Source organism: Brenneria izadpanahii (assembly GCF_017569925.1).
GTDB lineage: Bacteria > Pseudomonadota > Gammaproteobacteria > Enterobacterales > Enterobacteriaceae > Brenneria > Brenneria izadpanahii.
Window position 1 is genome coordinate 2,689,887 of the sequence record NZ_CP050854.1, and the last position, 19,340, is coordinate 2,709,226.

Sequence of the window (19,340 nt, forward strand, 5' to 3'; positions counted from 1 at the left end):
CCGATGATTATGCCTTCCAGCAAATCAGACAGTAGTGTTTTTTACCCCGGCGCAGCAGGGTGTAACGGCCGAACAGACGATCGGATTCACTAAAGATATATTCAGGGTTGGCTTGTTTTTCACCGTTAACCGCCACCGCATTGGAAGAAATCATGGTGCGCGCCTGACCGCGTGACGGCACCAGATCAGCGCTTACCAGCGCCTGCTGCAAATCCGCATTTTGCTCCAGTTCGACGATCGGCATGCCATCCTGAGCCAGTTGGGCGAAGTCGTCTTGCGTCATATCCTGCAGCGAACCGGAAAACAGACTCTGCGTAATACGGCGGGCGGCGGCCAGGCCATCGTCGCCGTGAACCATACGGGTCACTTCCTCCGCCAGCACATACTGGGCGCGCGGCGCTTTTCCGCTGTTCTTATCCTCTTCCTCCAGCGCATCGATCTCTTCCAGACTCATGAAGGTGAAGAATTTCAGGAAGCGATAGACATCGGCATCCGCGGTATTGATCCAGAACTGATAAAACTTATATGGGCTGGTTTTGCTGGCGTCCAGCCAAATTGCGCCGCCTTCGGTCTTACCGAATTTAGTACCGTCGGCTTTGGTGATCAGCGGCACTGTCATGCCGTAAACCTGCTTCTGGTTCATTCTGCGGGTTAAATCAATGCCTGAGGTAATGTTGCCCCACTGATCGGAACCGCCGATTTGCAATTCAACGTCATGCAGTTTATTCAGGCAGGTAAAGTCATAACCTTGTAACAGGTTGTAAGAAAACTCGGTAAAGGAGATACCGACGTCGTCGCGGTTCAGGCGCTGCTTAACCGCTTCTTTATTAATCATCTGATTAACGGAGAAATGTTTGCCGATATCGCGCAGGAATGTCAGGACATTCATATCGCCGAACCAATCATAGTTGTTGGCGGCAATCGCGCTGTTTTCGCCACAGTCGAAATCCAGGAATGGCGAAACCTGATGGCGAATCTTTTCCACCCATTCTTTAACTGTTTCGGTGGTGTTCAGTTTACGTTCCGTTGCTTTGAAACTCGGGTCGCCAATCAGACCAGTAGCTCCCCCTACCAGCGCCACTGGTTTATGCCCGGCAAGTTGGAAACGCTTCAGGCAAAGCAGCGGAACCAGATGCCCCAAATGCAAGCTGTCGGCGGTGGGATCGAAACCGCAATACAGCGCAATTGGCCCTTGCGCCAGTCGCTCTGCTAACGCTTCCTCATCCGTCACCTGGGCAATCAAGCCCCGCTCTTGCAATTGTTTAATCAGGTTACTACTCGCCATCGATAACTCCATTTGTATGCAAAATATCGTGTTATATGCAAAACAAGCTCGCTTGCAGTTGCATCTTATTGGTTTATATCCGTCATTTTTCGGTCGCAGCGTGATGGTCCGCGACACGGATAACATTGAGTCCGCTTGTCCCGTTGAAAACAAGGATGAAGCATTAGGTTGATCGCACTTCCCCGGCCACAAAACGCAGATGGCGCGAAATGACATAGGATAAAGCGCTCACCGCGGGAGCGCCAGAGTTTAACGAGGATATTTCAGGATTAAGGCGCCAAACGATCGACTTGCCAGCTATCGCCCTGACGCTGATAGAAGAACCGATCGTGCAAACGGTGCTCGCCGCCTTGCCAGAACTCCACGGAATCAATCGTGACGCGGAAACCGCCCCAGAAGCTCGGCAACGGTACATCGCCGTTTTGGAATTTCTGTTTTAGCTCCAGAAATTTGCTTTCCAGAATGCCGCGCGTCGAGATGCGGCTGGACTGTTTGGAAACCCATGCGCCAATCTGGCTGTCTTTGGGGCGGCTGTGGAAATACTTCAGAACATCCAGCGCAGGCAATTTTTCGGCATGTCCCAACACAATGACTTGCCGATCCAGCGTATGCCAGGGAAACAGCAAACTGACTTTGGGATTGTTTGCCAGATGATGCGCCTTACGACTGCCCATATTGGTGTAAAACACCATACCCTTTTCATCGTAATGTTTTAGCAAAACAATACGCTGGTAGGGTTGTCCCTGCTCATCGACGGTGGCGACCGACATGGCCGTGGGATCGGCCAGCTTCGCGTCGCAGGCTTGTTTTAGCCAACGCTCGAACAGATCCAGCGGGTTATCGGTGAGGTCGCTGCGCCGCAGCCCGCCGCGCGTGTATTCGCGGCGCAGATCGGCGATGTCGATATCCTGAATAGGAGGCGTCATACTGGAGGGAGAGCTTTCCTGTGTCATAGTGTCATGATGTCCTGCTGTAGCAATAACAAGTCGGGAGAGGATGGAATTTCATTATTCTGCGCCCCTCACCGGAAAATCTCAATCAGCAGCGGCATGAACGACTTATTGTCAGACCAGCGTCAATTCGTTAAAAAGAAGAGAAAAACGGCCGACTGAAACCGGCCATATTCATGGCGACGCGCTAACGCGCCATTACTGCAAAACGCAGTCATCCACAATGACGCGCTCCCCGCGCTGGATAAAAGCATGGTTGCCTTTACTCCAGAAGGTGTAGGTTCCATCGCTGTATTTTTCCCCGGAGGCGGAGACGACCTGCGGCAAAGCATGGCGATCGCCGTCAAGCAGGAAACTGGCCTGCGGCGACGACGCATTACCCTGCCGCAGAGTTACCGTCAGCGGCATCGTACCACACTGGTATGATAGGGTTTTGACCGATTGCTGATGACCAAAATAGCTGCATCCACTTAATAAAATCAGTACCGCCCCTGCCAGCAGTGGTTTCATTATTCACTCCTCTTTGTTGTTCTGATATCAGCGAAAGCGCTACGAACAAATAACGGCGCATTTCACTGAAATCAGTTTACCAACGGGCCGATGCATGAAACCTAAGCAAAATCCGATTAGTTCACGGTGACGGGATAAATAGCGCCCAGCACGGTTTCCTGGCTCGCCCCCGTGACCGAAGGCAAATTACCCGGTAAACCGGATAACGTGCGCGATGCCAGCCAGGCAAACGCCAGCGCCTCCATGTCATCGCCGCTGACGCCGAACTCATCCGTGGTGTTGACTTCAATTCCCGGCAGCAACGCGGCAAGCCGCGCCATGATGAGGGGATTTCGCGCGCCGCCGCCGCAAACCAGTAAGCGTTCGCAGCCACCGCTTAGCAGCGCCTGTTCAGCAATACTGCGCGCCGTCAGTTCAACCAACGTCGCCTGAACGTCCTGAGGCGGTATCGGCGGCAAACCGGCCAGCACCTTTTCCAGCCAGCCTAGATTAAAGTATTCGCGTCCGGTGCTTTTCGGCGCGCTCAAGGCAAAGTAGGGATCGGCCATCATACGACGTAGCAACAGCGGGTTAACCTGCCCCGACATCGCCCATTCGGCATCTTTATCATAGGGTTGCGCGCGATGGCGCCACATCCAGGCGTCTAATAGCATGTTGCCCGGTCCGGTATCGTAGCCGCGCACCGCCGCCCCCGGCACCAACAGCGACAAATTGGCGATCCCGCCGATGTTGAGTACGATGCGCCGCTCAACCGGATGCAGCAATAGCGCGTGGTGAAATGCCGGAACCAGAGGCGCGCCCTGCCCGCCATAGGCCAAATCGCGCCGGCGGAAATCGCCCACGGTTGTAATGCCGGTCATCGCCGCAACGCGGTTATTATCGCCGATCTGCATCGTACAAGGCGCTTCGCCATTAGGCTCATGCCAGACGGTCTGCCCGTGACATCCGATAGCCGTGATATCATGCGCCTTCAACCCGGCGTTTTTGAGCAACGCCAGAACCGCGTCCGCGAACAATATTCCCAGTTGCGTATCCAGGCGTCCGAGCGCTGAAAGCGTGACGCTCTGTCCCTGACACATTCCCAGAATGGCCTTTTTAATTTCCTGCGGTATCGGGTGACTATAGCTTGCCTGCTGCGCAACGGTGTTTTCATCAATAGCGGCCACCACCACATCAATACCATCGAGGCTGGTGCCTGACATTACGCCAATGTATCTGCCTGATCTCATTTCATAACCTTTTCCGCCGGGGGATCAAGAATGCTAACAATTGAAAGATGACTAAGACAAAAGTAGCATTTTAAAACACTGAATTATTATATTTTTTGTGTTTTGTTATCCCGGTTGAGTTTTTGTTAAATTGTAGCCGCCAATGATATTTAAACGGATTCCCCCTCCCGTTTACAATTTATGTAAGAACACTATTATATTCTGCAAAAAAGAGTAAAAAGAGTGGAATGGAACATTAAGCCAGACCATAATTTATAGGTATATATTTGTCGGCCAAGGGTGAACCAACCCGACTTATCGCCATTACAGGAGTGTTTATTATGATGAAGCGTTTGATTGTGGTTACGCTAGCGGGTGTCACACTGGCTGGCTGCGCCAATACCAGTACGCTTTCAGGAGATGTTTACAGTGCCTCCGAAGCCAAGCAGGTACAGACCGTCACCTACGGGACTATTGTATCGACGCGTCCGGTACAAATTCAGGCAGGCGAGGATTCAAACGTTATCGGCGCACTCGGCGGCGCGGTCCTCGGCGGCTTTCTGGGTAATACCATCGGCGGAGGCAGCGGTCGTGGTTTGGCGACAGCCGCAGGCGCCGTTGCTGGCGGGGTAGCCGGTCAAACAGCTACGGGTGCGATGAACCGCACGCAGGGCGTAGAACTGGAAATTCGTAGAGATGATGGCAGCACCATCATGGTTGTTCAAAAACAAGGCGACACGAAATTTAGTGCGGGCCAACGCGTAGCTATGGCAAGCAATGGCCGCAGCATCACCGTTTCTCCTCGCTAATATCCGATAATAATCACCACCTGCGCGGTGGTGATTACTCCATAGACTCAATACTCGTCACACTTCAAGTTGCATGAGCGCAGGCTTTCCTCATTGCGCGCCCCTTCCCTGGGCCGCAGCCAGCAACGTTCAAATCGGCTCCCGGCGGATCACCCCCAGCAACTTAACTTCAGCAAGTTCCTGGGGATTAATGAGAAACATCCTGACTCCCGCCGCAGGCCAGCCGTCGGCTGATAAAATTCGTTGCCGCTGAATTTGTCGCTGCGGCGCCGCTCTCCTGCAACGCGAATTATTTAGCGGAAATAATAGAATCTCAATCCCTATTGCCATCAATAATCAATTGCACGAATGACATAGCCGGGATTTATTCTTTTCCTCAAAGCCAGGTTAACAGTTAAGATTGGCTCTCGGCTTGGCTCTCATGCAATGCCAATATATTTTGCTCCAAACGCGAGATCAGCAAGGCTAATTCATCAACCTGTTCCGGTGTAATGCCAAACAGAATTTCGTTACGAGTGCGGCTAATCACATCGTTGACCGCTTTTATTATTGGCTCCGCGGCCTCGGTAAGCATGATTCGCTTAGCGCGTCTGTCATGAGGACATACATGCCTGGTAATCAATCCCTTTTCTTCCAGTTGATCCAATGTCCGAACTAATGATGGCTGCTCAATCCCTATAGCCTTAGCCAGTTGGATCTGCGACTGCCCTGGCGGTAGATGATATATATTATGCAACGTAACCCAATGTGTCTGTGTTAATTCTAAAGGCTTTAACCGATGATCAATCAAAGCGCGCCATACGCGCACTAATCGGGCTAAATCAGATCCTAATGGCAATTCCATAAACGCTCCTTATAATTAGCATGCTAAGTTATATCCCTGGATTGCAATCAATTCTGATTTATAAAAATAGAATAGTGATTCTTATTATTTAATAAGAAAGATTCTACCAAATCCAATTCTTTTAAAAATGATCTTATACTTATTTTATTCAGTAAACGACCCGTTGCCGCTAAAATAAAGTCGGCTGCGACGGTCCTACCGGCTGTGCTGTTTTCTCTATACGCTGTTGGCGTTTCATCCTTTGCCGACACAAACGTAGTACCTCTTGCTTCTGCGCATCGCTCATCTGTCCCCAGGCAAAACGCTCGTTCCGACTGCGGAAACAACTGCGGCAAAAGCCGCGTTCATCAGCCTGACAAACGCCGCGACATGGATTAGGGACAGCAAAGAGTTCGAGTTGCTCAGGCACTGCGCCTCCGTCTACAATCCGTTTATTGAAGCCTTGTTCTCCCTCGCTGGCAAGCACTTGCTAAGGATAACAATAAAATAATTAGGTAATCATTGTAATTTCAGATAATTCTTCTGCGCCACTATTTAGTTTTTCTACACGAATTGTCTGTTTTTTATCCTAAGCTATGCAAAAATAGTTAACGTCTAAGCACCGGCGTCAACGCAACGTTGCGAATAATCTGACCAATACTTACGCTGGTAATAACTTGGACTCAGTATATCTGCAACGTTATAATTCCATACTGTTAGCTTTTCCGCCATGTTTGCAGTTAACCACAGTAGCCAATGAGGAAATTAAAATTATGCGTCTACTTCACACCATGCTGCGTGTTGGTGATTTACAACGCTCCATCGACTTTTATACCAATGTGTTAGGCATGCGCCTGTTGCGTACCAGTGAAAACGCCGAATACAAATACACCCTGGCATTCGTCGGTTATACCGAAGAAAGCGAAGGCGCGGTCATTGAATTAACCTATAATTGGGGCGTTGATAGTTACGACCTGGGTAACGCCTATGGACATATCGCGCTGGCCGTTGAGGATGTCGCCGCAACCTGCGACAGCATCCGCAAAGCGGGAGGGAAAGTCACACGCGAGGCAGGCCCGGTCAAAGGCGGCACCACTATCATCGCATTTGTCGAAGATCCGGATGGCTATAAAATCGAACTGATTGAAAAATCACAGTCTGGTCAAGGACTCGGAAATTAATACCGCCGAGCGCCCAGCCTGACGCCGGTCAGCGCGGATATCAAGAAAAGTACGGCGTAAGCGCCGCAGCAGCGCTTACGCGGTTTACGCCCGATATCGTTTTCCGCACCCGGCGAGTCAGTCGTCACACTCCCGTCTTTTCTCCGCATACTGCATCTCCCGCCAAAATTTGCCATAATGCGCGCTGCATTTTGCTAAAGATTAAGAGACTAATGGCTGATAAAAATGACCTGAACGCCCTGAGCGGTCGTTTCCGTGGGTTTTACCCAGTGGTGATAGATGTTGAAACTGCCGGATTTAATGCTAAAACCGATGCATTACTGGAAGTTGCGGCGATAACATTAAAAATGGACGCCGATGGTTGGTTACAGCCGGATGAAACTTTACATTTTCACGTTGAGCCGTTCGAAGGCGCAATATTGGAACCCGCCGCCCTGGCGTTTAACGGTATCGATCCCAGCAATCCGTTGCGAGGCGCGGTCAGCGAATACGAAGCGCTGCATGAGATCTTTAAAGTAGTGCGCAAGGGATTAAAAGAACAGGGCTGCAACCGCGCCATTATCGTGGCGCATAACGCCACCTTCGATCATAGCTTTATGATGGCGGCGGCCGAACGTTGCAGTTTAAAACGCAACCCGTTCCACCCCTTCGCTACTTTCGATACCGCTGCGTTAAGCGGGCTGGTGTTGGGTCAGACCGTTCTGGCTAAAGCCTGTATTACCGCGGGTATCGATTTTGACTCCAGCCAGGCGCATTCGGCGCTTTATGATACCAGGCAGACCGCGCTGCTGTTTTGCGAACTGGTTAACCGTTGGAAACGGATGGGCGGATGGCCTATCGCGCTTGATGAAAATCAATCAGAAAAAACATCCGCCGCAGGTTAGAGCGCGTGAAAAGAGAGAGGGCGGCCTATGCCACCCTCTTTTCATTTCGCTCAAACGGTTATCCGCATCGCATTCCGCCGGGCTTATTGCTGCCCTTCCTGCTGGGATTTATATTTTTCCGCCGTTTCTTTAATCAACTGCTGCAATTCGCCGCGTTGATACATTTCAATAACGATGTCGCAGCCGCCGACCAACTCGCCGTCGACCCACAACTGGGGGAATGTCGGCCAGTTGGCATACTTGGGCAACTCGGCGCGAATGTCCGGGTTCTGCAGGATATCGACATAGGCAAAACGTTCGCCACAAGCAGACAACGCCTGTACCGCCTGCGCGGAAAAACCGCAGCTGGGCAATTTAGGGGAACCTTTCATATACAGCAGGATCGGGTTTTCAGCGATCTGGCGCTGAATTTTTTCAATTGTCGTTGTCGTCATTCTCTTGCTTCCTCAAACCTATAGGATGGCTAACGTCACGTTCATTAACCATGAGTATCATCAGATGCGCCGCTACAGCGCTATCTACTCAACCACATTGTAACGAGGGCGACGCCCACAAAAAAACGCCATTTTTTGTGTGGCTATCTCTTTACCCTACCATAGATTACATGTGATGAAACTCACAACAAAAATTGCTGGTAAAACCATCGAAAAAATCGCCATTAACTTTTTTTCACTATTCTGTGTGAATAAAGCGCCTAATCCCACTTTTTTATAATGCCGTTTTCGGGAATACTGTGCGCACTTAGTGATTTAATGACGATAATCGATCGCGGCTATCATGCGTTTATTTACTACCATTTTTATAGTGTTTTTCAGTAACCTATTCCTGAATCTGGCACAGGCGGCGCCTCATACGCCGAATTTGCCGCCGCGAAAAGCCAGTGTGAACAGCGTACCCGACGGGGATCATAAAAAAACCAAGCCGACGAAGAAAACGCCTCAAAAATCGCCGGCGCCGGTAAAAAACAAAGAACCCGCCGCCAGCAAAACCGACTCCGCAGCTAAAGTTAAAACCCCTCGCCTCGTGAAACGTAAACCGGAACCGGCGCTATCGAGAACCAAAAGCAGTACCCCGGCATTAGTTAAACGCAATCTCAAAAAAACGCATGCGGGAAACGAATCCAGGCTGGCTTCCGCGCGGACCAAAAAAAGCGCGTTGAAAGGCGAGGCAGAAAAAGGCTTAACGCTGAGCGAAGCCCATAAAAAACGCTATCAGCATGCTAAATTGACGGCGATGAATAAACTGATGGGCCAAGTGGGCAAACCCTATCATTGGGGAGGCTCATCGCCCTTTACCGGATTCGACTGCAGCGGTTTGGTTTATTACGCCTATAAGGATATTGTAAAAATCCCCATCCCCCGCACCGCGAATGAAATGTATCACTTGCGCGACGCCGCGCCGATTAAAAAAAGCGAGTTGGAAAGCGGCGATTTAGTTTTCTTCCGCATCAACAACCGTGGCGCGGCCGACCACGTGGGCGTTTATCTGGGAGATGGAAAGTTTATTCAATCGCCGCGTACAGGCTCTGATATCCGCATCAGCAAATTGAGTGAAGATTACTGGCAGGATCATTATGTCGGCGCGCGGCGCGTCGTCACCCCGCAGACTATTCGCTGAAAGCCATATAGAAGTTCGGGCGCGATTGAACGCGCCCGAACGGATAATGACGTTAACGGCCATACGGCTCGCCATCAATTAATTCATCACAGCCACAAAGCTAAATATAATAATCATTACCAACGCGCCGACGGTGGCGAACAGCGACAACTTCAGGTCAGTATCCATAGGCGTTTCCTTTGTGCATACAAGTTATCAGAAGACAGCATCGACCATCTTTGTAATCCCAAGCCAACGTTGGGCTAAAACAACATACTGTATAACTGTAGCAATTCTTGCACAGTCCGACGGAAAAAACTCATACCTGCATATCACTAATAGTATAAATTACCGCTTCCACTTTCGTGCTAAATCGGACAAAATCCGCTGTTTGATGGCACGCCGCGTATTGGTCGAAAAAGTCAGCCTTGCCCCTTCAGGTACAACATTCGGCATTCTCCTTCTGAAATTCTGTCTTTTTATATAGAAAGAGAACTTTAAACGTAGGCAAACGATTAACAATATACTTACGACTGCAATGAGTCGGTTAGGAGTCATTTTTACATGGCAACGATCAAAGATGTGGCAAAACGTGCTGGCGTTTCGACCACAACCGTATCGCACGTGATTAACAAAACACGTTTCGTCGCCGAAGAAACCAAGGCCGCCGTAAGGGCCGCCATTAAAGAGCTACACTATTCACCCAGTGCCGTCGCCCGTAGCCTTAAAGTCAATCACACCAAATCCATCGGGCTATTGGCGACATCCAGTGAAGCGCCCTACTTTGCTGAAATCATCGAGGCCGTTGAAAACAGCTGCTATGCCAAAGGCTACACGTTGATTTTGTGTAATTCGCATAACGATATTGATAAACAGCGCGCCTACCTTTCCATGCTGGCGCAAAAGCGCGTCGACGGGCTGCTGGTGATGTGCGCGGAATATCCCCCCCAATTGCTCGCCATGCTGGAAGACTATCGCAGCATTCCGATGGTGGTGATGGATTGGGGCCAGGCGCACAGCGATTTTACCGATACCATCATTGATAACGCCTTTGAAGGCGGTTATATGGCGGGTCGTTATCTTATCGAGCGCGGTCACCGGGATATCGGCGCCATTCATGGCATCCTGGAGCGAAACACCGGCAGCGGCCGCCATCGTGGTTTTTTAAAAGCGCTGGGCGATGCCGATATTCAGATTCATGACGAATGGATCGTTCAGGGCGATTTTGAGCCTGAGTCCGGCTATAAAGCGATGCACCAAATTCTGGCGCAGAAACATCGCCCCACGGCGGTTTTTTGCGGAGGGGATATTATGGCTATGGGCGCGATTTGCGCGGCGGATGAACTGGGACTTCGCGTTCCTCAAGACATATCGGTAATTGGTTATGACAATGTCCGCCATTCCCGCTTCTTCACCCCTGCGCTGACCACGATTCACCAGCCCAAAGAACGGCTGGGGCAATCGGCTCTTGCGATGCTGCTGGACCGTATCACCAGTAAGCGTGAAGATGCGCAGGTCATCGAGGTGCATCCGGCGCTAATCGAGCGCCGCTCCGTTGCCGACGGTCCATTTCGCGATTACCGGCGTTATTCCTGAGTTACGCCCGCACTTTTATATCCCGCCCGGAACAACGCGTCCCGCCGCTGCTTCAGCCAATTTATACTTGTACCCTGGCTGAAGCAGTCATAAACTAATTAGCGGCTTTAGCGACAACAACCATATTTATAACTATCCTTTAGTGTTAAACGCATACGGAATATGCGTATTTATATTAAGGATGAGTGCCCCTACGTGTTTACGTACCGGCTTTTTTCTCTTCATTTTCCTCTTTGTCATTCAGAGGGTAGACGATGGGTTATACCCACCGATGCCGTTAATGGGTAAAAAATTGTCTATGCTTTCCTTGCAGTTTTCACCGTAAGCAGCAAGGTAGGGAGAAATTATGAGTTCATCATGTGTAGAGGATGTAGAAGACCAGGCGCGACATGACAGCTCCTGGTTTCAAATTGTCCGTGAAATGCTGGACATGGCCGACGTCAAAATCAACGGTTCGCGCCCTTTTGATATAAAGGTTAAAAATCCTGATTTTTTTAAACGTGTATTGCGTGAAGGCTCATTGGGATTAGGTGAAAGCTACATGGATGGTTGGTGGGAATGCGAAAAGCTGGATATGTTTTTTCATCGCATACTGCGCGCCGGTCTGGATAAAAAAGTTCCCCACCACTTGAAAGACATTCTGCGCGTTGTCGCCGCAAGGCTGATTAATCTGCAATCCAAAAAACGCGCATGGATTGTCGGTAAAGAGCACTATGATCTCGGCAACGACCTATTTTCGCTGATGCTGGATCCTTACATGCAATACTCTTGCGGCTACTGGAAACAGGCAACCACGCTGGAGCAGGCGCAAGAAGACAAACTTCAGATGATCTGCGAGAAGCTGCAACTGAAACCCGGAATGAAGCTGCTGGATATCGGCTGCGGCTGGGGCGGACTGGCTGAATATGCCGCTCGTCGTTATGGCGTATCCGTCAGCGGCGTCACCATTTCCAAAGAGCAGCAAAAGTTAGCGCAACAGCGTTGCAAAGATCTGGATGTCACCATTTTATTGCAGGACTACCGCGATCTGGATTTACAATTTGATCGGGTCGTGTCCGTCGGGATGTTTGAACATGTGGGCCCAAAAATTACGATGCCTATTTCCGGATCGTAAATAAGAACCTTAAGCCGGACGGATTATTTCTGCTGCATACTATCGGCGCGCAGAAAACCGACTCCGAGGTCGATCCCTGGATCAATAAATACATTTTCCCTAACGGTTGCGTCCCTTCCGTCCAGCATATCGCGCAAGCCAGCGAACCCTATATGGTGATGGAAGACTGGCATAATTTCGGCGCCGATTACGATCGCACCTTGATGGCATGGTACGAACGTTTTCAGCAGCATTGGCCTGAACTTTCCGACCGCTACTCCGCGCGTTTTCGCCGTATGTTCAGCTACTACCTTAACGCCTGCGCGGGCGCGTTCCGAGCCCGGAATATTCAGCTATGGCAAGTCCTATTCAGTAAAGAGGGTATCGAGGGGGGATTGCGCGTTCCGCGCTAATCTTTTTTAGATATCAAACCGCCCGGAAATTATTCCCGGGCGTTTTTTTAACCGGCTATTCTTCGCTGTCCGAACCTTTAACCTGCTGGCTGGCCAACACCCGCTCTACCGTATCCACCACGGCCTGAGTCTGTGGATCGATTTCGATATTCACCCGCTGTCCCAGCTTCTTCAGCCCCAGCGTGGTACGATTTAACGTCTCGGGAATCAAATGCACGCAGAAGCGGCTGCGAGTAACTTCGCCGATGGTCAGGCTGATGCCGTCAATTCCGATAAAACCTTTATGCAATACATACTTCATCAGCGATTCATCCGACAGGCGGAACCAGATCTGATGATTATTTTCTGAAACCAGAATCTTTACCACTTCCGCCGTGCAAATAATATGACCGGACATAACATGCCCGCCAATCTCATCGCCGAACTTCGCCGCTCGTTCAAGGTTCACGCGATCGCCTTCGGCGATATCCCCCAGATTGGTCAGCCGGAGCGTTTCTTTCATCAGGTCAAAACTGACGCGATCGCCCTCTACTGAGGTTACCGTCAGGCAGCAGCCATTGTTGGCCACGGATGCGCCTGGCACTAATCCCGGTAATAACTCTGGCGGCAATTGAAGAACATGGGTGCGGAAATTTACTTTTTCATCAATAGACACCACCGGCGCAGTGCCTTGAACAATACCGGTAAACATGCGTCTCGCCTCTCAAAGAATGACTTAAATGAAAATGAGTAACGACTCATTGCTATACCATGCAGTGTGCCCCATATTCAGATGAAAACCAAACCTGATTGCGGAAATGCGCCTCGGCAAACCTGATTAATAAAACTTGCGGCGAGAATTTAAACGCGGAAACGAATGACGAGACTTATTTCTGTAACTGCTTTGTTTATTTCGAACATAATCTAAAACCGGTTTATAGTTAGCGCCTTCCAATTTGCATCATCAAAACAGGATATTTTATCGTCAATATCCAACAACGACTCAACTGCGTCGGCTTTACTTCCCCACTGGCTGATTTACTGCTAATAAGTCGCTACAATAACTCTCGTTTATCCTGTTTAACTCCCTGACCATCCTGTTTGGCCAATTCAAGGTAGGTGTGTGTGCAGAAGTATCTGTCAGAAGCGCGAAATTTATTAGCTCTCGCTATCCCCGTCATTATTGCGCAAGTGTCTCAAACGTCCATGGGGGTGGTGGATACCATCATGGCCGGCGCATATAGCGCTACGGATATGGCGGCCGTCGCTATCGGCACATCAATCTGGCTGCCCGCCATTCTTTTTGGTCATGGTTTGCTGCTGGCGCTTGTCCCGGTTGTCGCCCAGCTAAATGGCGCAGGACGCCGCGATCGTATCGCGCATCAGGTACAGCAGTCTTTCTTTCTGGCTCTGCTGGTTTCCCTGGTGACGATGCTGGCGCTGCATCAGGGCGGGCATGTTATTCGTCTGATGAATAACGACTCGCCTGCCCTGGTCGAAAAGGCCATCGGCTATTTGCACGCGCTTCTTTGGGGCGTGCCGGGATATTTGTTCTATCAGGTTTTACGCGGCCAGTGCGAAGGATTGTCAAAAACCAAGCCGGGGATGATCATCGGTTTCATCGGCTTATTAATTAACATTCCGATCAACTACGTCTTTATCCACGGCAAATTCGGCCTGCCTGAGTTGGGCGGGGTTGGCTGCGGCGTTGCGACCGCCTCGGTTTACTGGGCTATGTTCTTATTGCTGGCGGCCTATAGCAACCGCGCCGCCTGGCGGCGGGACATCAAACCGCAGCAGGCCGGATTCAAACCGGACTGGCCGGCGTTGAAGCGTTTGTTCGGCCTTGGCCTGCCTATCGCGCTGGCGCTGCTTTTTGAAGTGACGCTGTTTGCCGTGGTGGCGTTGCTGGTGCTGCCGCTTGGCGTGGTTGATGTCGCCGGCCATCAGATTGCGCTTAACTTCAGTTCGCTGATGTTCGTGCTGCCGCTTTCCGTGGGTATTGCGGCCACCATTCGGGTCGGCCACCGCCTGGGAGAAGGCTCGGTGGACAATGCTCGCGTCGCCGCCTATACGGGATTACTGTGCGGCGTGGCAATAGCGTTCTGCACCGCTATTTTCACCATTCTGCTGCGCGAACCCATCGCCCTGCTCTACAACAAGGATCCGGCCGTCGTAGCGATGGCGTCACAGTTAATGTTGCTGGCCGCCGTGTACCAAATCTCCGATGCCATACAAACAATCGGCAGCGGCGTGCTGCGTGGTTATAAAGATACCCGTTCAATCTTCTATATTACCTTCGTCGCTTACTGGATTCTGGGACTTCCCAGCGGTTATCTGCTGGCGTTAACCGATTATATTGTCCCGCGCATGGGGCCGGCGGGTTTTTGGTGCGGATTTATCATTGGCTTAACGGCTTCCGCCGTCATGATGGTCGCGCGGATTCGCTGGGTTCAGCGCCAACCGGCCGCGCTGATTTTGTCTCGCTCGACGCATTGAATGCACACGATGAACGCCACGGACGGCGATAAATGGGCGAAAAAAACGGCGGGATGAATAGAAGCGCAGCAATCGCGCCGTATCAGAGCGCATATTTGCACTTTTCCCCTTGCCAGCAGCGATAGCGCCCGTTAATATTCGTCCCCGCTGTCAGGCAGCCCGCCTGGCTTCAAACGGCATTACTAATGCGTTCTTAGCTCAGTTGGTTAGAGCACCACCTTGACATGGTGGGGGTCGATGGTTCGAGTCCATTAGAACGCACCATTTCTTGTTCCATAGATCTCTATTGACGTCTACCGCCCTTTAAAATCAAGGATGAAATCATCCTTTCGCGTTCAACTGAGTTCGCACAATCCGCTCCGAGTTTCCCCAAAGAAGTCTGCTATTCCGCGCAGCAAGTTAGCGCTACTTTGCCTTAATTATCATCGCACAGGCGAGCATAACCGCCTTTTTCGCCCCTAAAGCGAAATTTTCTCTAACTTTCAGCCATTTTAAACCGATAAACACTACACGTTTTGACGCTGTCTATCGACGAGGTAAATTGCTGACTCCCTGGCTATTTCGTTGTGTCTTGATCAGCTCACCAGGTTTCATTTATTTGATGTTCAGGTAGGTAACTATGAATCCCCCGGCTTTTCATGCGGTACCCTCCCCCTGCGGACGATGTAAAAATAGCGGTAACTTAGATTTCGATTTCACCATGGCGTTCCAGCCGATAGTGGACTGCGCTACCCGGCGCATTTTCGGCTACGAGGCGTTAGTGCGGGGAACAAATAATGAGTCGGCGTACAGCATTATTTCGCAGGTCAGCGAGGATAAACTTTACGGATTCGACCAACAGTGCCGTATCAAGGCGATCGCGTTGGCGGCCAAACTGCGGTTGTCCGGCATACTCAGCATTAATTTTTTGCCCAACGCCATCTACCAGCCGGAGCGCTGTATTCGCTCCACGCTGCAGACGGCGCGAAGCTGCGGTTTTCCCATCGAAAATATTATGTTTGAGTTCACCGAAACGGAACAGGCCATCGACAACAAACATATCCAGCATATCGTCTCCTACTATAAAAGCCTCGGTTTTCACACCGCCATCGATGATTTTGGCGCGGGCTATTCCGGGCTGAATCTGCTGGCGGACTTTCAGACCAATATCGTAAAGCTGGATATGGCGCTGATTCGCAATATCGATAAGGACCAAACGCGGCAAATTATCGTGCTCAACACGATCCGCATGTTGAAAGAACTGAACGTCAGCATACTGGCGGAAGGTATTGAAACCCGACAGGAGTACGTTTTTCTGCATGGACTGGGCATTGACTACGCGCAGGGATACTATTTCGCGCGGCCGGGTTTTGAATCTCTGCCGGAGGTCGATCTGGCGCTGATTTAGCGAAAACGGCCAGCGGATGGCTTTAACTCACTCGACTGAGCTGATTGTTCGACGGCCTGTACCGGACGATGCTTAGGATTAATTAAATTTCACACTGAATTGATTTATATTTATCAAAGTCATTTTGCGGGAAAAAGCGTGATAACGTCGTACTCGGAAAGTGGGCCGGAGAACACGAATCCCTGAATACCTATTTTTTCACAACAGGGTATCATTTTAAGATCCTCTATATCTTCGATGCCTTCACAAATAACTTCAGCGCCACTGTCAAGGCAGAAAAAAAGCATCTGTAAAAACCTTTCATACTTTATCCTGGATTTTCCAATTCCATTAACAATACCGCGATCAATCTTAATGGTATCGAACTTATAATCTTTCAAATTTTCTTCTTGCAACATGCCGATGCCAAAATCATCTAATGCTATTAGTAATCCGCGATCTTTTATATAATCAAGAAAATTCAAATGAATTATTAAATCATCAGGTGTGATATTTTCATTAATTTCAATCTCAATATTTCTGATACACAATGAGTATTCCAAACATTTGTTTATCAAATAATCTATTGTTTCATAGTCACCTAACAAAAGATGAGAAAGATTAAAACTGATTTTTTTATCATTTAATTTTACTAAAAAATTAACAACTGAATCAATTACAAGATATGTTGCTGCTTTTATGCTTCCTATATTTTCCAAATCTTTTATTACATCAAAAACTGGCAGAGCTTCTCCTTGGGAGTTAAAAAACCTTGATAATGCTTCTAATTTGTAAACCATTCCGGAATGTAGGCTCATTACAGGCTGATAAACAATCCTATGGATACAATATTTTTCTAATGGTTTTAAACCCTGCATAGACGCTTACTTTTATGGTTATAAAGTAGGCTAACATTAATACAAGGGTAAGTTTGTGTTAAATCGTTTCTATCGATCAATAACACCATAATGATAGCCATATACTATCATGATTAAACAATTGATCGTTATATCCTATTATGATATATTTCAATATAATATCGTAACTGGGTGGGATATTGAGGTGAACGTGATGTACATCAGGAGCCGAAGTTCTTTACTCATTAATGCTTGACGTTGTAGCTTGTAGAAAGATTTATGATGGAATTTATATATTTTTCAAAAAGTTTTGGTGAAAAGACATGATCTTGAGCTCCCTTACATAGATTAGAAAATATCGCCTGTATTACTCACAACAATGTTTTTACCATGCGGAAAGTTCCGATTGGTAAGATTAACATATGATTGCTTAATTCATGATGAGCACGTAAGCGGTCCTTAGAAAAACAGCTATAGCGTGAACAGGTATTCCAGATGATTACACAGAATATCAACCCTTCAGCAAAAGTGATTTCCTCATTGCTTCAGCATAAACATACGCTGTCTGTATATATTAAGGAAATGCCCTTTTCGCTGACAGCGAAAGTTATGGATTTAGAACTGATCACAGGACGTATAACATTTGAAATAGAGTACCCAGCGGTGGATATTCAGGAATACTTATCCAGTAATGGAATAAGTTTTGACCTGGAAGCCCTGAAAGGCGCGCATCATACTGAACGGGATATATACAATCTTAATAATGTCCCTTGCATTCTCGTTAAGATAAACAGAATGCAATATCAACTGGAATGCCAACTCCCTGAATCCGTATTTATACAAGAAAACAGAGGGGCTATCCGTATCCCATTTATATTCGGTATGCGAGGGCGTGTCAGCATTGAAGTATATCCACATGAGTTAAAAGTTACGGGGAGTCTGCATAACTTATCTGTCGGCGGTTGCATGATCGATGTTGATCTGTCGGATTGTGTAGCTCTAGGCATAAATCAAACGCTTCCAGGAATTACCTTAGAATTTCCTAACGGAGAAACCTTTTGGGCGGAGGGTAAGATTCGTCATATACGCCCTTTTGGCAACCATGGATATGCAGCCATTGGCATTCAGTTTATTAACTTATCATCATCACAAACTGAAGCATTATACCATTATGTAAATGAGTCAGAACGAGAAGCCATTTACCGAACTGGCTCGAGCGATAAAGTTGATCATCCATCTCCTCTATTCATTCCCGGTGTTAAGGAGAAAATGATTCTGCAATATGAAATTCAGGAACGAGAGAAGCTCACGCGCCGGCTTCCTGCTGAAAAGGCTGTAATGAATATAGCCCACCAACTCCAGATCGGTCTGATATATATCAAAAACCATAATCTGTTCCCTATTAAGATATTTTATAGCAGTGTCGACATATTGCTCAATCTGGTTAAAGAAGATCGAAAAAATTTTTTGTACGCTCTCGCTTTTTTACGAGATGAGTCTGATTGGGTAAGGCATGCCATAGTGGTTGCAGGGCAACTTGCTGATATACTGTTCTTGCGCGATCCCTATAATGATCAGATACGCGAAGCCGTGTTAGGGACGTTGCTTCACACGATGGGAAAAGCGCTCCTAATTAGCGTAAACTTGCCTTCACTTAAAGTGGATATGACTCCCCCTCAAAAGAATATTCTCAAAGGCCATGTAATCGCGCTAAGTGAAAAATTAAAGGAGTTAGGTTGGGAACCGAGTCCGGTATGCAGAGATGTGATTGAAAACGCTAATGAGCGTCTCGACGGCGCAGGTTATCCGAATGGAAAGCGTCATTTTGAGCTTTCATATTTGATTCGATTAGTTTCGGTAATCAAAGCTGTTAATAAGTTAATATATGCACGTAATGGTATTCCTCCCCGTACGCCACTGGAAGCCTACCGTTATATAAATGAAGCCGAGAATGCCTATGATAAGGCTGTTTTAATGGAATATATCCGGACATATGGTAAAAATCCAATAGGTACATTAGTTAAATACAGCGGAGGGTTTCTCGCCTGGGTAATGGATGTAAATGATAAGGGGGAACCCATAAAAGTAAATATTACTAAAAATCTTCGGTTCCCAGAAAGCAATATAAATAGCATTCTTTCCAAAAGCGATCTATTACAAATTGGTAAGCTTGAAGGCGTAGTAAACCCAACGGACTATGGCGTAAAAGTCGGCTTTATTGAGTAAATCGAACTTTTGTCTGCTTACAGACAGTCCTTTGCAACATCGTCCATTTCTGTGATCCTGCCTGG

19 protein-coding genes, 1 tRNA gene and 1 pseudogene are annotated in these 19,340 nt (G+C 48.6%); 10 read left to right on the forward strand and 11 right to left on the reverse strand.

What is annotated here, in order from left to right; translation table 11 throughout:
- Nucleotides 1–7: 7 nt before the first annotated feature.
- From tyrS to anmK, 4 genes are all read right to left on the reverse strand, one after another.
- Nucleotides 8–1,285: a tyrosine--tRNA ligase gene (gene tyrS / locus HC231_RS12085; protein WP_208226898.1), complete on the reverse strand. Its 1,278-nt coding sequence runs from the start codon at nucleotides 1,283–1,285 to the stop codon at nucleotides 8–10.
- A 269-nt stretch (nucleotides 1,286–1,554) separates the two neighbouring features.
- On the reverse strand, nucleotides 1,555–2,211 hold the full coding sequence (pdxH, locus tag HC231_RS12090; protein WP_246494836.1) for a pyridoxamine 5'-phosphate oxidase: 657 nt from the start codon (nucleotides 2,209–2,211) through the stop codon (nucleotides 1,555–1,557).
- Between the two features lie 222 nt (nucleotides 2,212–2,433).
- Entirely contained in the window at nucleotides 2,434–2,745 is a 312-nt protein-coding gene (locus tag HC231_RS12095) for an MliC family protein (protein ID WP_208226900.1), read from the reverse strand.
- A 116-nt stretch (nucleotides 2,746–2,861) separates the two neighbouring features.
- On the reverse strand, nucleotides 2,862–3,974 hold the full coding sequence (anmK, locus tag HC231_RS12100) for an anhydro-N-acetylmuramic acid kinase (protein ID WP_208226901.1): 1,113 nt from the start codon (nucleotides 3,972–3,974) through the stop codon (nucleotides 2,862–2,864).
- Between the two features lie 320 nt (nucleotides 3,975–4,294).
- Here anmK and HC231_RS12105 point away from each other — a divergent pair, with 320 nt between their 5' ends.
- Entirely contained in the window at nucleotides 4,295–4,762 is a 468-nt protein-coding gene (locus HC231_RS12105; protein WP_208226902.1) for an outer membrane lipoprotein, read from the forward strand.
- Between the two features lie 394 nt (nucleotides 4,763–5,156).
- Here the strand turns inward: HC231_RS12105 and slyA are convergent, their stop codons facing one another.
- Together slyA and HC231_RS12115 are read right to left on the reverse strand one after the other, a co-directional pair.
- Complete coding sequence (slyA, locus tag HC231_RS12110) at nucleotides 5,157–5,606, reverse strand: transcriptional regulator SlyA (protein WP_208226903.1); 450 nt, start codon at nucleotides 5,604–5,606, stop codon at nucleotides 5,157–5,159.
- A gap of 169 nt (nucleotides 5,607–5,775) precedes the next feature.
- Nucleotides 5,776–6,015, reverse strand: coding sequence for a DUF1289 domain-containing protein (locus HC231_RS12115; protein ID WP_208226904.1), 240 nt, complete (start codon nucleotides 6,013–6,015; stop codon nucleotides 5,776–5,778).
- Between the two features lie 343 nt (nucleotides 6,016–6,358).
- On the opposite strand from HC231_RS12115, the gene gloA reads away from it, so the two are divergent.
- Nucleotides 6,359–6,766, forward strand: coding sequence for a lactoylglutathione lyase (gene gloA / locus HC231_RS12120; protein WP_208226905.1), 408 nt, complete (start codon nucleotides 6,359–6,361; stop codon nucleotides 6,764–6,766).
- On the opposite strand, the gene HC231_RS12125 is transcribed toward gloA, so the two are convergent.
- Nucleotides 6,763–6,915 (reverse strand): hypothetical protein, encoded by a 153-nt coding sequence (locus HC231_RS12125; RefSeq protein ID WP_208226906.1) that lies wholly within the window; start codon nucleotides 6,913–6,915, stop codon nucleotides 6,763–6,765. The two genes, gloA and HC231_RS12125, sit on opposite strands and share 4 nt — an antisense overlap.
- Nucleotides 6,916–6,978: 63 nt before the next feature.
- Between HC231_RS12125 and rnt the strand changes: the two genes are divergently transcribed.
- Nucleotides 6,979–7,650, forward strand: coding sequence for a ribonuclease T (gene rnt, locus HC231_RS12130; protein WP_208226907.1), 672 nt, complete (start codon nucleotides 6,979–6,981; stop codon nucleotides 7,648–7,650).
- An 83-nt stretch (nucleotides 7,651–7,733) separates the two neighbouring features.
- Here the strand turns inward: rnt and grxD are convergent, their stop codons facing one another.
- Entirely contained in the window at nucleotides 7,734–8,084 is a 351-nt protein-coding gene (grxD, locus tag HC231_RS12135; RefSeq protein WP_208226908.1) for a Grx4 family monothiol glutaredoxin, read from the reverse strand.
- Nucleotides 8,085–8,427: 343 nt separating this feature from the next.
- On the opposite strand from grxD, the gene HC231_RS12140 reads away from it, so the two are divergent.
- Nucleotides 8,428–9,267 carry a C40 family peptidase gene (locus HC231_RS12140; RefSeq protein ID WP_208226909.1) on the forward strand — a complete coding sequence of 280 codons (840 nt, stop codon included), beginning with the start codon at nucleotides 8,428–8,430 and terminating at the stop codon, nucleotides 9,265–9,267.
- A gap of 78 nt (nucleotides 9,268–9,345) precedes the next feature.
- Here the strand turns inward: HC231_RS12140 and cydH are convergent, their stop codons facing one another.
- Complete coding sequence (gene cydH, locus HC231_RS12145; RefSeq protein ID WP_208226910.1) at nucleotides 9,346–9,435, reverse strand: cytochrome bd-I oxidase subunit CydH; 90 nt, start codon at nucleotides 9,433–9,435, stop codon at nucleotides 9,346–9,348.
- 375 nt (nucleotides 9,436–9,810) lie between these two features.
- Between cydH and purR the strand changes: the two genes are divergently transcribed.
- Together purR and cfa are read left to right on the forward strand one after the other, a co-directional pair.
- Complete coding sequence (purR, locus tag HC231_RS12150) at nucleotides 9,811–10,842, forward strand: HTH-type transcriptional repressor PurR (protein ID WP_208226911.1); 1,032 nt, start codon at nucleotides 9,811–9,813, stop codon at nucleotides 10,840–10,842.
- Nucleotides 10,843–11,188: 346 nt separating this feature from the next.
- A pseudogene (cfa, locus tag HC231_RS12155) lies at nucleotides 11,189–12,348 on the forward strand (cyclopropane fatty acyl phospholipid synthase).
- A 55-nt stretch (nucleotides 12,349–12,403) separates the two neighbouring features.
- Here cfa and HC231_RS12160 read toward each other — a convergent pair.
- Nucleotides 12,404–13,039 (reverse strand): riboflavin synthase subunit alpha, encoded by a 636-nt coding sequence (locus HC231_RS12160; protein ID WP_208226912.1) that lies wholly within the window; start codon nucleotides 13,037–13,039, stop codon nucleotides 12,404–12,406.
- 413 nt (nucleotides 13,040–13,452) lie between these two features.
- Between HC231_RS12160 and HC231_RS12165 the strand changes: the two genes are divergently transcribed.
- The 3 genes from HC231_RS12165 (at nucleotide 13,453) to HC231_RS12175 (ending at nucleotide 16,213) form a co-directional block, all read left to right on the forward strand.
- Entirely contained in the window at nucleotides 13,453–14,826 is a 1,374-nt protein-coding gene (locus tag HC231_RS12165; RefSeq protein WP_208226913.1) for an MATE family efflux transporter, read from the forward strand.
- 187 nt (nucleotides 14,827–15,013) lie between these two features.
- Nucleotides 15,014–15,090 (forward strand) — tRNA-Val (locus tag HC231_RS12170).
- Between the two features lie 355 nt (nucleotides 15,091–15,445).
- Entirely contained in the window at nucleotides 15,446–16,213 is a 768-nt protein-coding gene (locus HC231_RS12175; protein ID WP_208226914.1) for an EAL domain-containing protein, read from the forward strand.
- 119 nt (nucleotides 16,214–16,332) lie between these two features.
- Here the strand turns inward: HC231_RS12175 and HC231_RS12180 are convergent, their stop codons facing one another.
- Complete coding sequence (locus HC231_RS12180) at nucleotides 16,333–17,070, reverse strand: EAL domain-containing protein (protein ID WP_208226915.1); 738 nt, start codon at nucleotides 17,068–17,070, stop codon at nucleotides 16,333–16,335.
- Nucleotides 17,071–17,544: 474 nt separating this feature from the next.
- Here HC231_RS12180 and HC231_RS12185 point away from each other — a divergent pair, with 474 nt between their 5' ends.
- Nucleotides 17,545–19,275 (forward strand): PilZ domain-containing protein, encoded by a 1,731-nt coding sequence (locus HC231_RS12185; protein WP_208226916.1) that lies wholly within the window; start codon nucleotides 17,545–17,547, stop codon nucleotides 19,273–19,275.
- Nucleotides 19,276–19,340 lie beyond the last annotated feature (65 nt).

Bases quoted from the DNA above. Each gene is read 5' to 3' on its own strand.
- tyrS (WP_208226898.1), bottom strand. From the start codon at position 1,285: ATGGCGAGTAGTAACCTGATTAAACAATTGCAAGAGCGGGGCTTGATT.
- pdxH (WP_246494836.1), bottom strand. From the start codon at position 2,211: ATGACGCCTCCTATTCAGGATATCGACATCGCCGATCTGCGCCGCGAA.
- HC231_RS12095 (WP_208226900.1), bottom strand. From the start codon at position 2,745: ATGAAACCACTGCTGGCAGGGGCGGTACTGATTTTATTAAGTGGATGC.
- anmK (WP_208226901.1), bottom strand. From the start codon at position 3,974: ATGAGATCAGGCAGATACATTGGCGTAATGTCAGGCACCAGCCTCGAT.
- HC231_RS12105 (WP_208226902.1), top strand. From the start codon at position 4,295: ATGATGAAGCGTTTGATTGTGGTTACGCTAGCGGGTGTCACACTGGCT.
- slyA (WP_208226903.1), bottom strand. From the start codon at position 5,606: ATGGAATTGCCATTAGGATCTGATTTAGCCCGATTAGTGCGCGTATGG.
- gloA (WP_208226905.1), top strand. From the start codon at position 6,359: ATGCGTCTACTTCACACCATGCTGCGTGTTGGTGATTTACAACGCTCC.
- HC231_RS12125 (WP_208226906.1), bottom strand. From the start codon at position 6,915: ATGCGGAGAAAAGACGGGAGTGTGACGACTGACTCGCCGGGTGCGGAA.
- rnt (WP_208226907.1), top strand. From the start codon at position 6,979: ATGGCTGATAAAAATGACCTGAACGCCCTGAGCGGTCGTTTCCGTGGG.
- grxD (WP_208226908.1), bottom strand. From the start codon at position 8,084: ATGACGACAACGACAATTGAAAAAATTCAGCGCCAGATCGCTGAAAAC.
- HC231_RS12140 (WP_208226909.1), top strand. From the start codon at position 8,428: ATGCGTTTATTTACTACCATTTTTATAGTGTTTTTCAGTAACCTATTC.
- cydH (WP_208226910.1), bottom strand. From the start codon at position 9,435: ATGGATACTGACCTGAAGTTGTCGCTGTTCGCCACCGTCGGCGCGTTG.
- purR (WP_208226911.1), top strand. From the start codon at position 9,811: ATGGCAACGATCAAAGATGTGGCAAAACGTGCTGGCGTTTCGACCACA.
- HC231_RS12160 (WP_208226912.1), bottom strand. From the start codon at position 13,039: ATGTTTACCGGTATTGTTCAAGGCACTGCGCCGGTGGTGTCTATTGAT.
- HC231_RS12175 (WP_208226914.1), top strand. From the start codon at position 15,446: ATGAATCCCCCGGCTTTTCATGCGGTACCCTCCCCCTGCGGACGATGT.
- HC231_RS12180 (WP_208226915.1), bottom strand. From the start codon at position 17,070: ATGCAGGGTTTAAAACCATTAGAAAAATATTGTATCCATAGGATTGTT.
- HC231_RS12185 (WP_208226916.1), top strand. From the start codon at position 17,545: ATGATTACACAGAATATCAACCCTTCAGCAAAAGTGATTTCCTCATTG.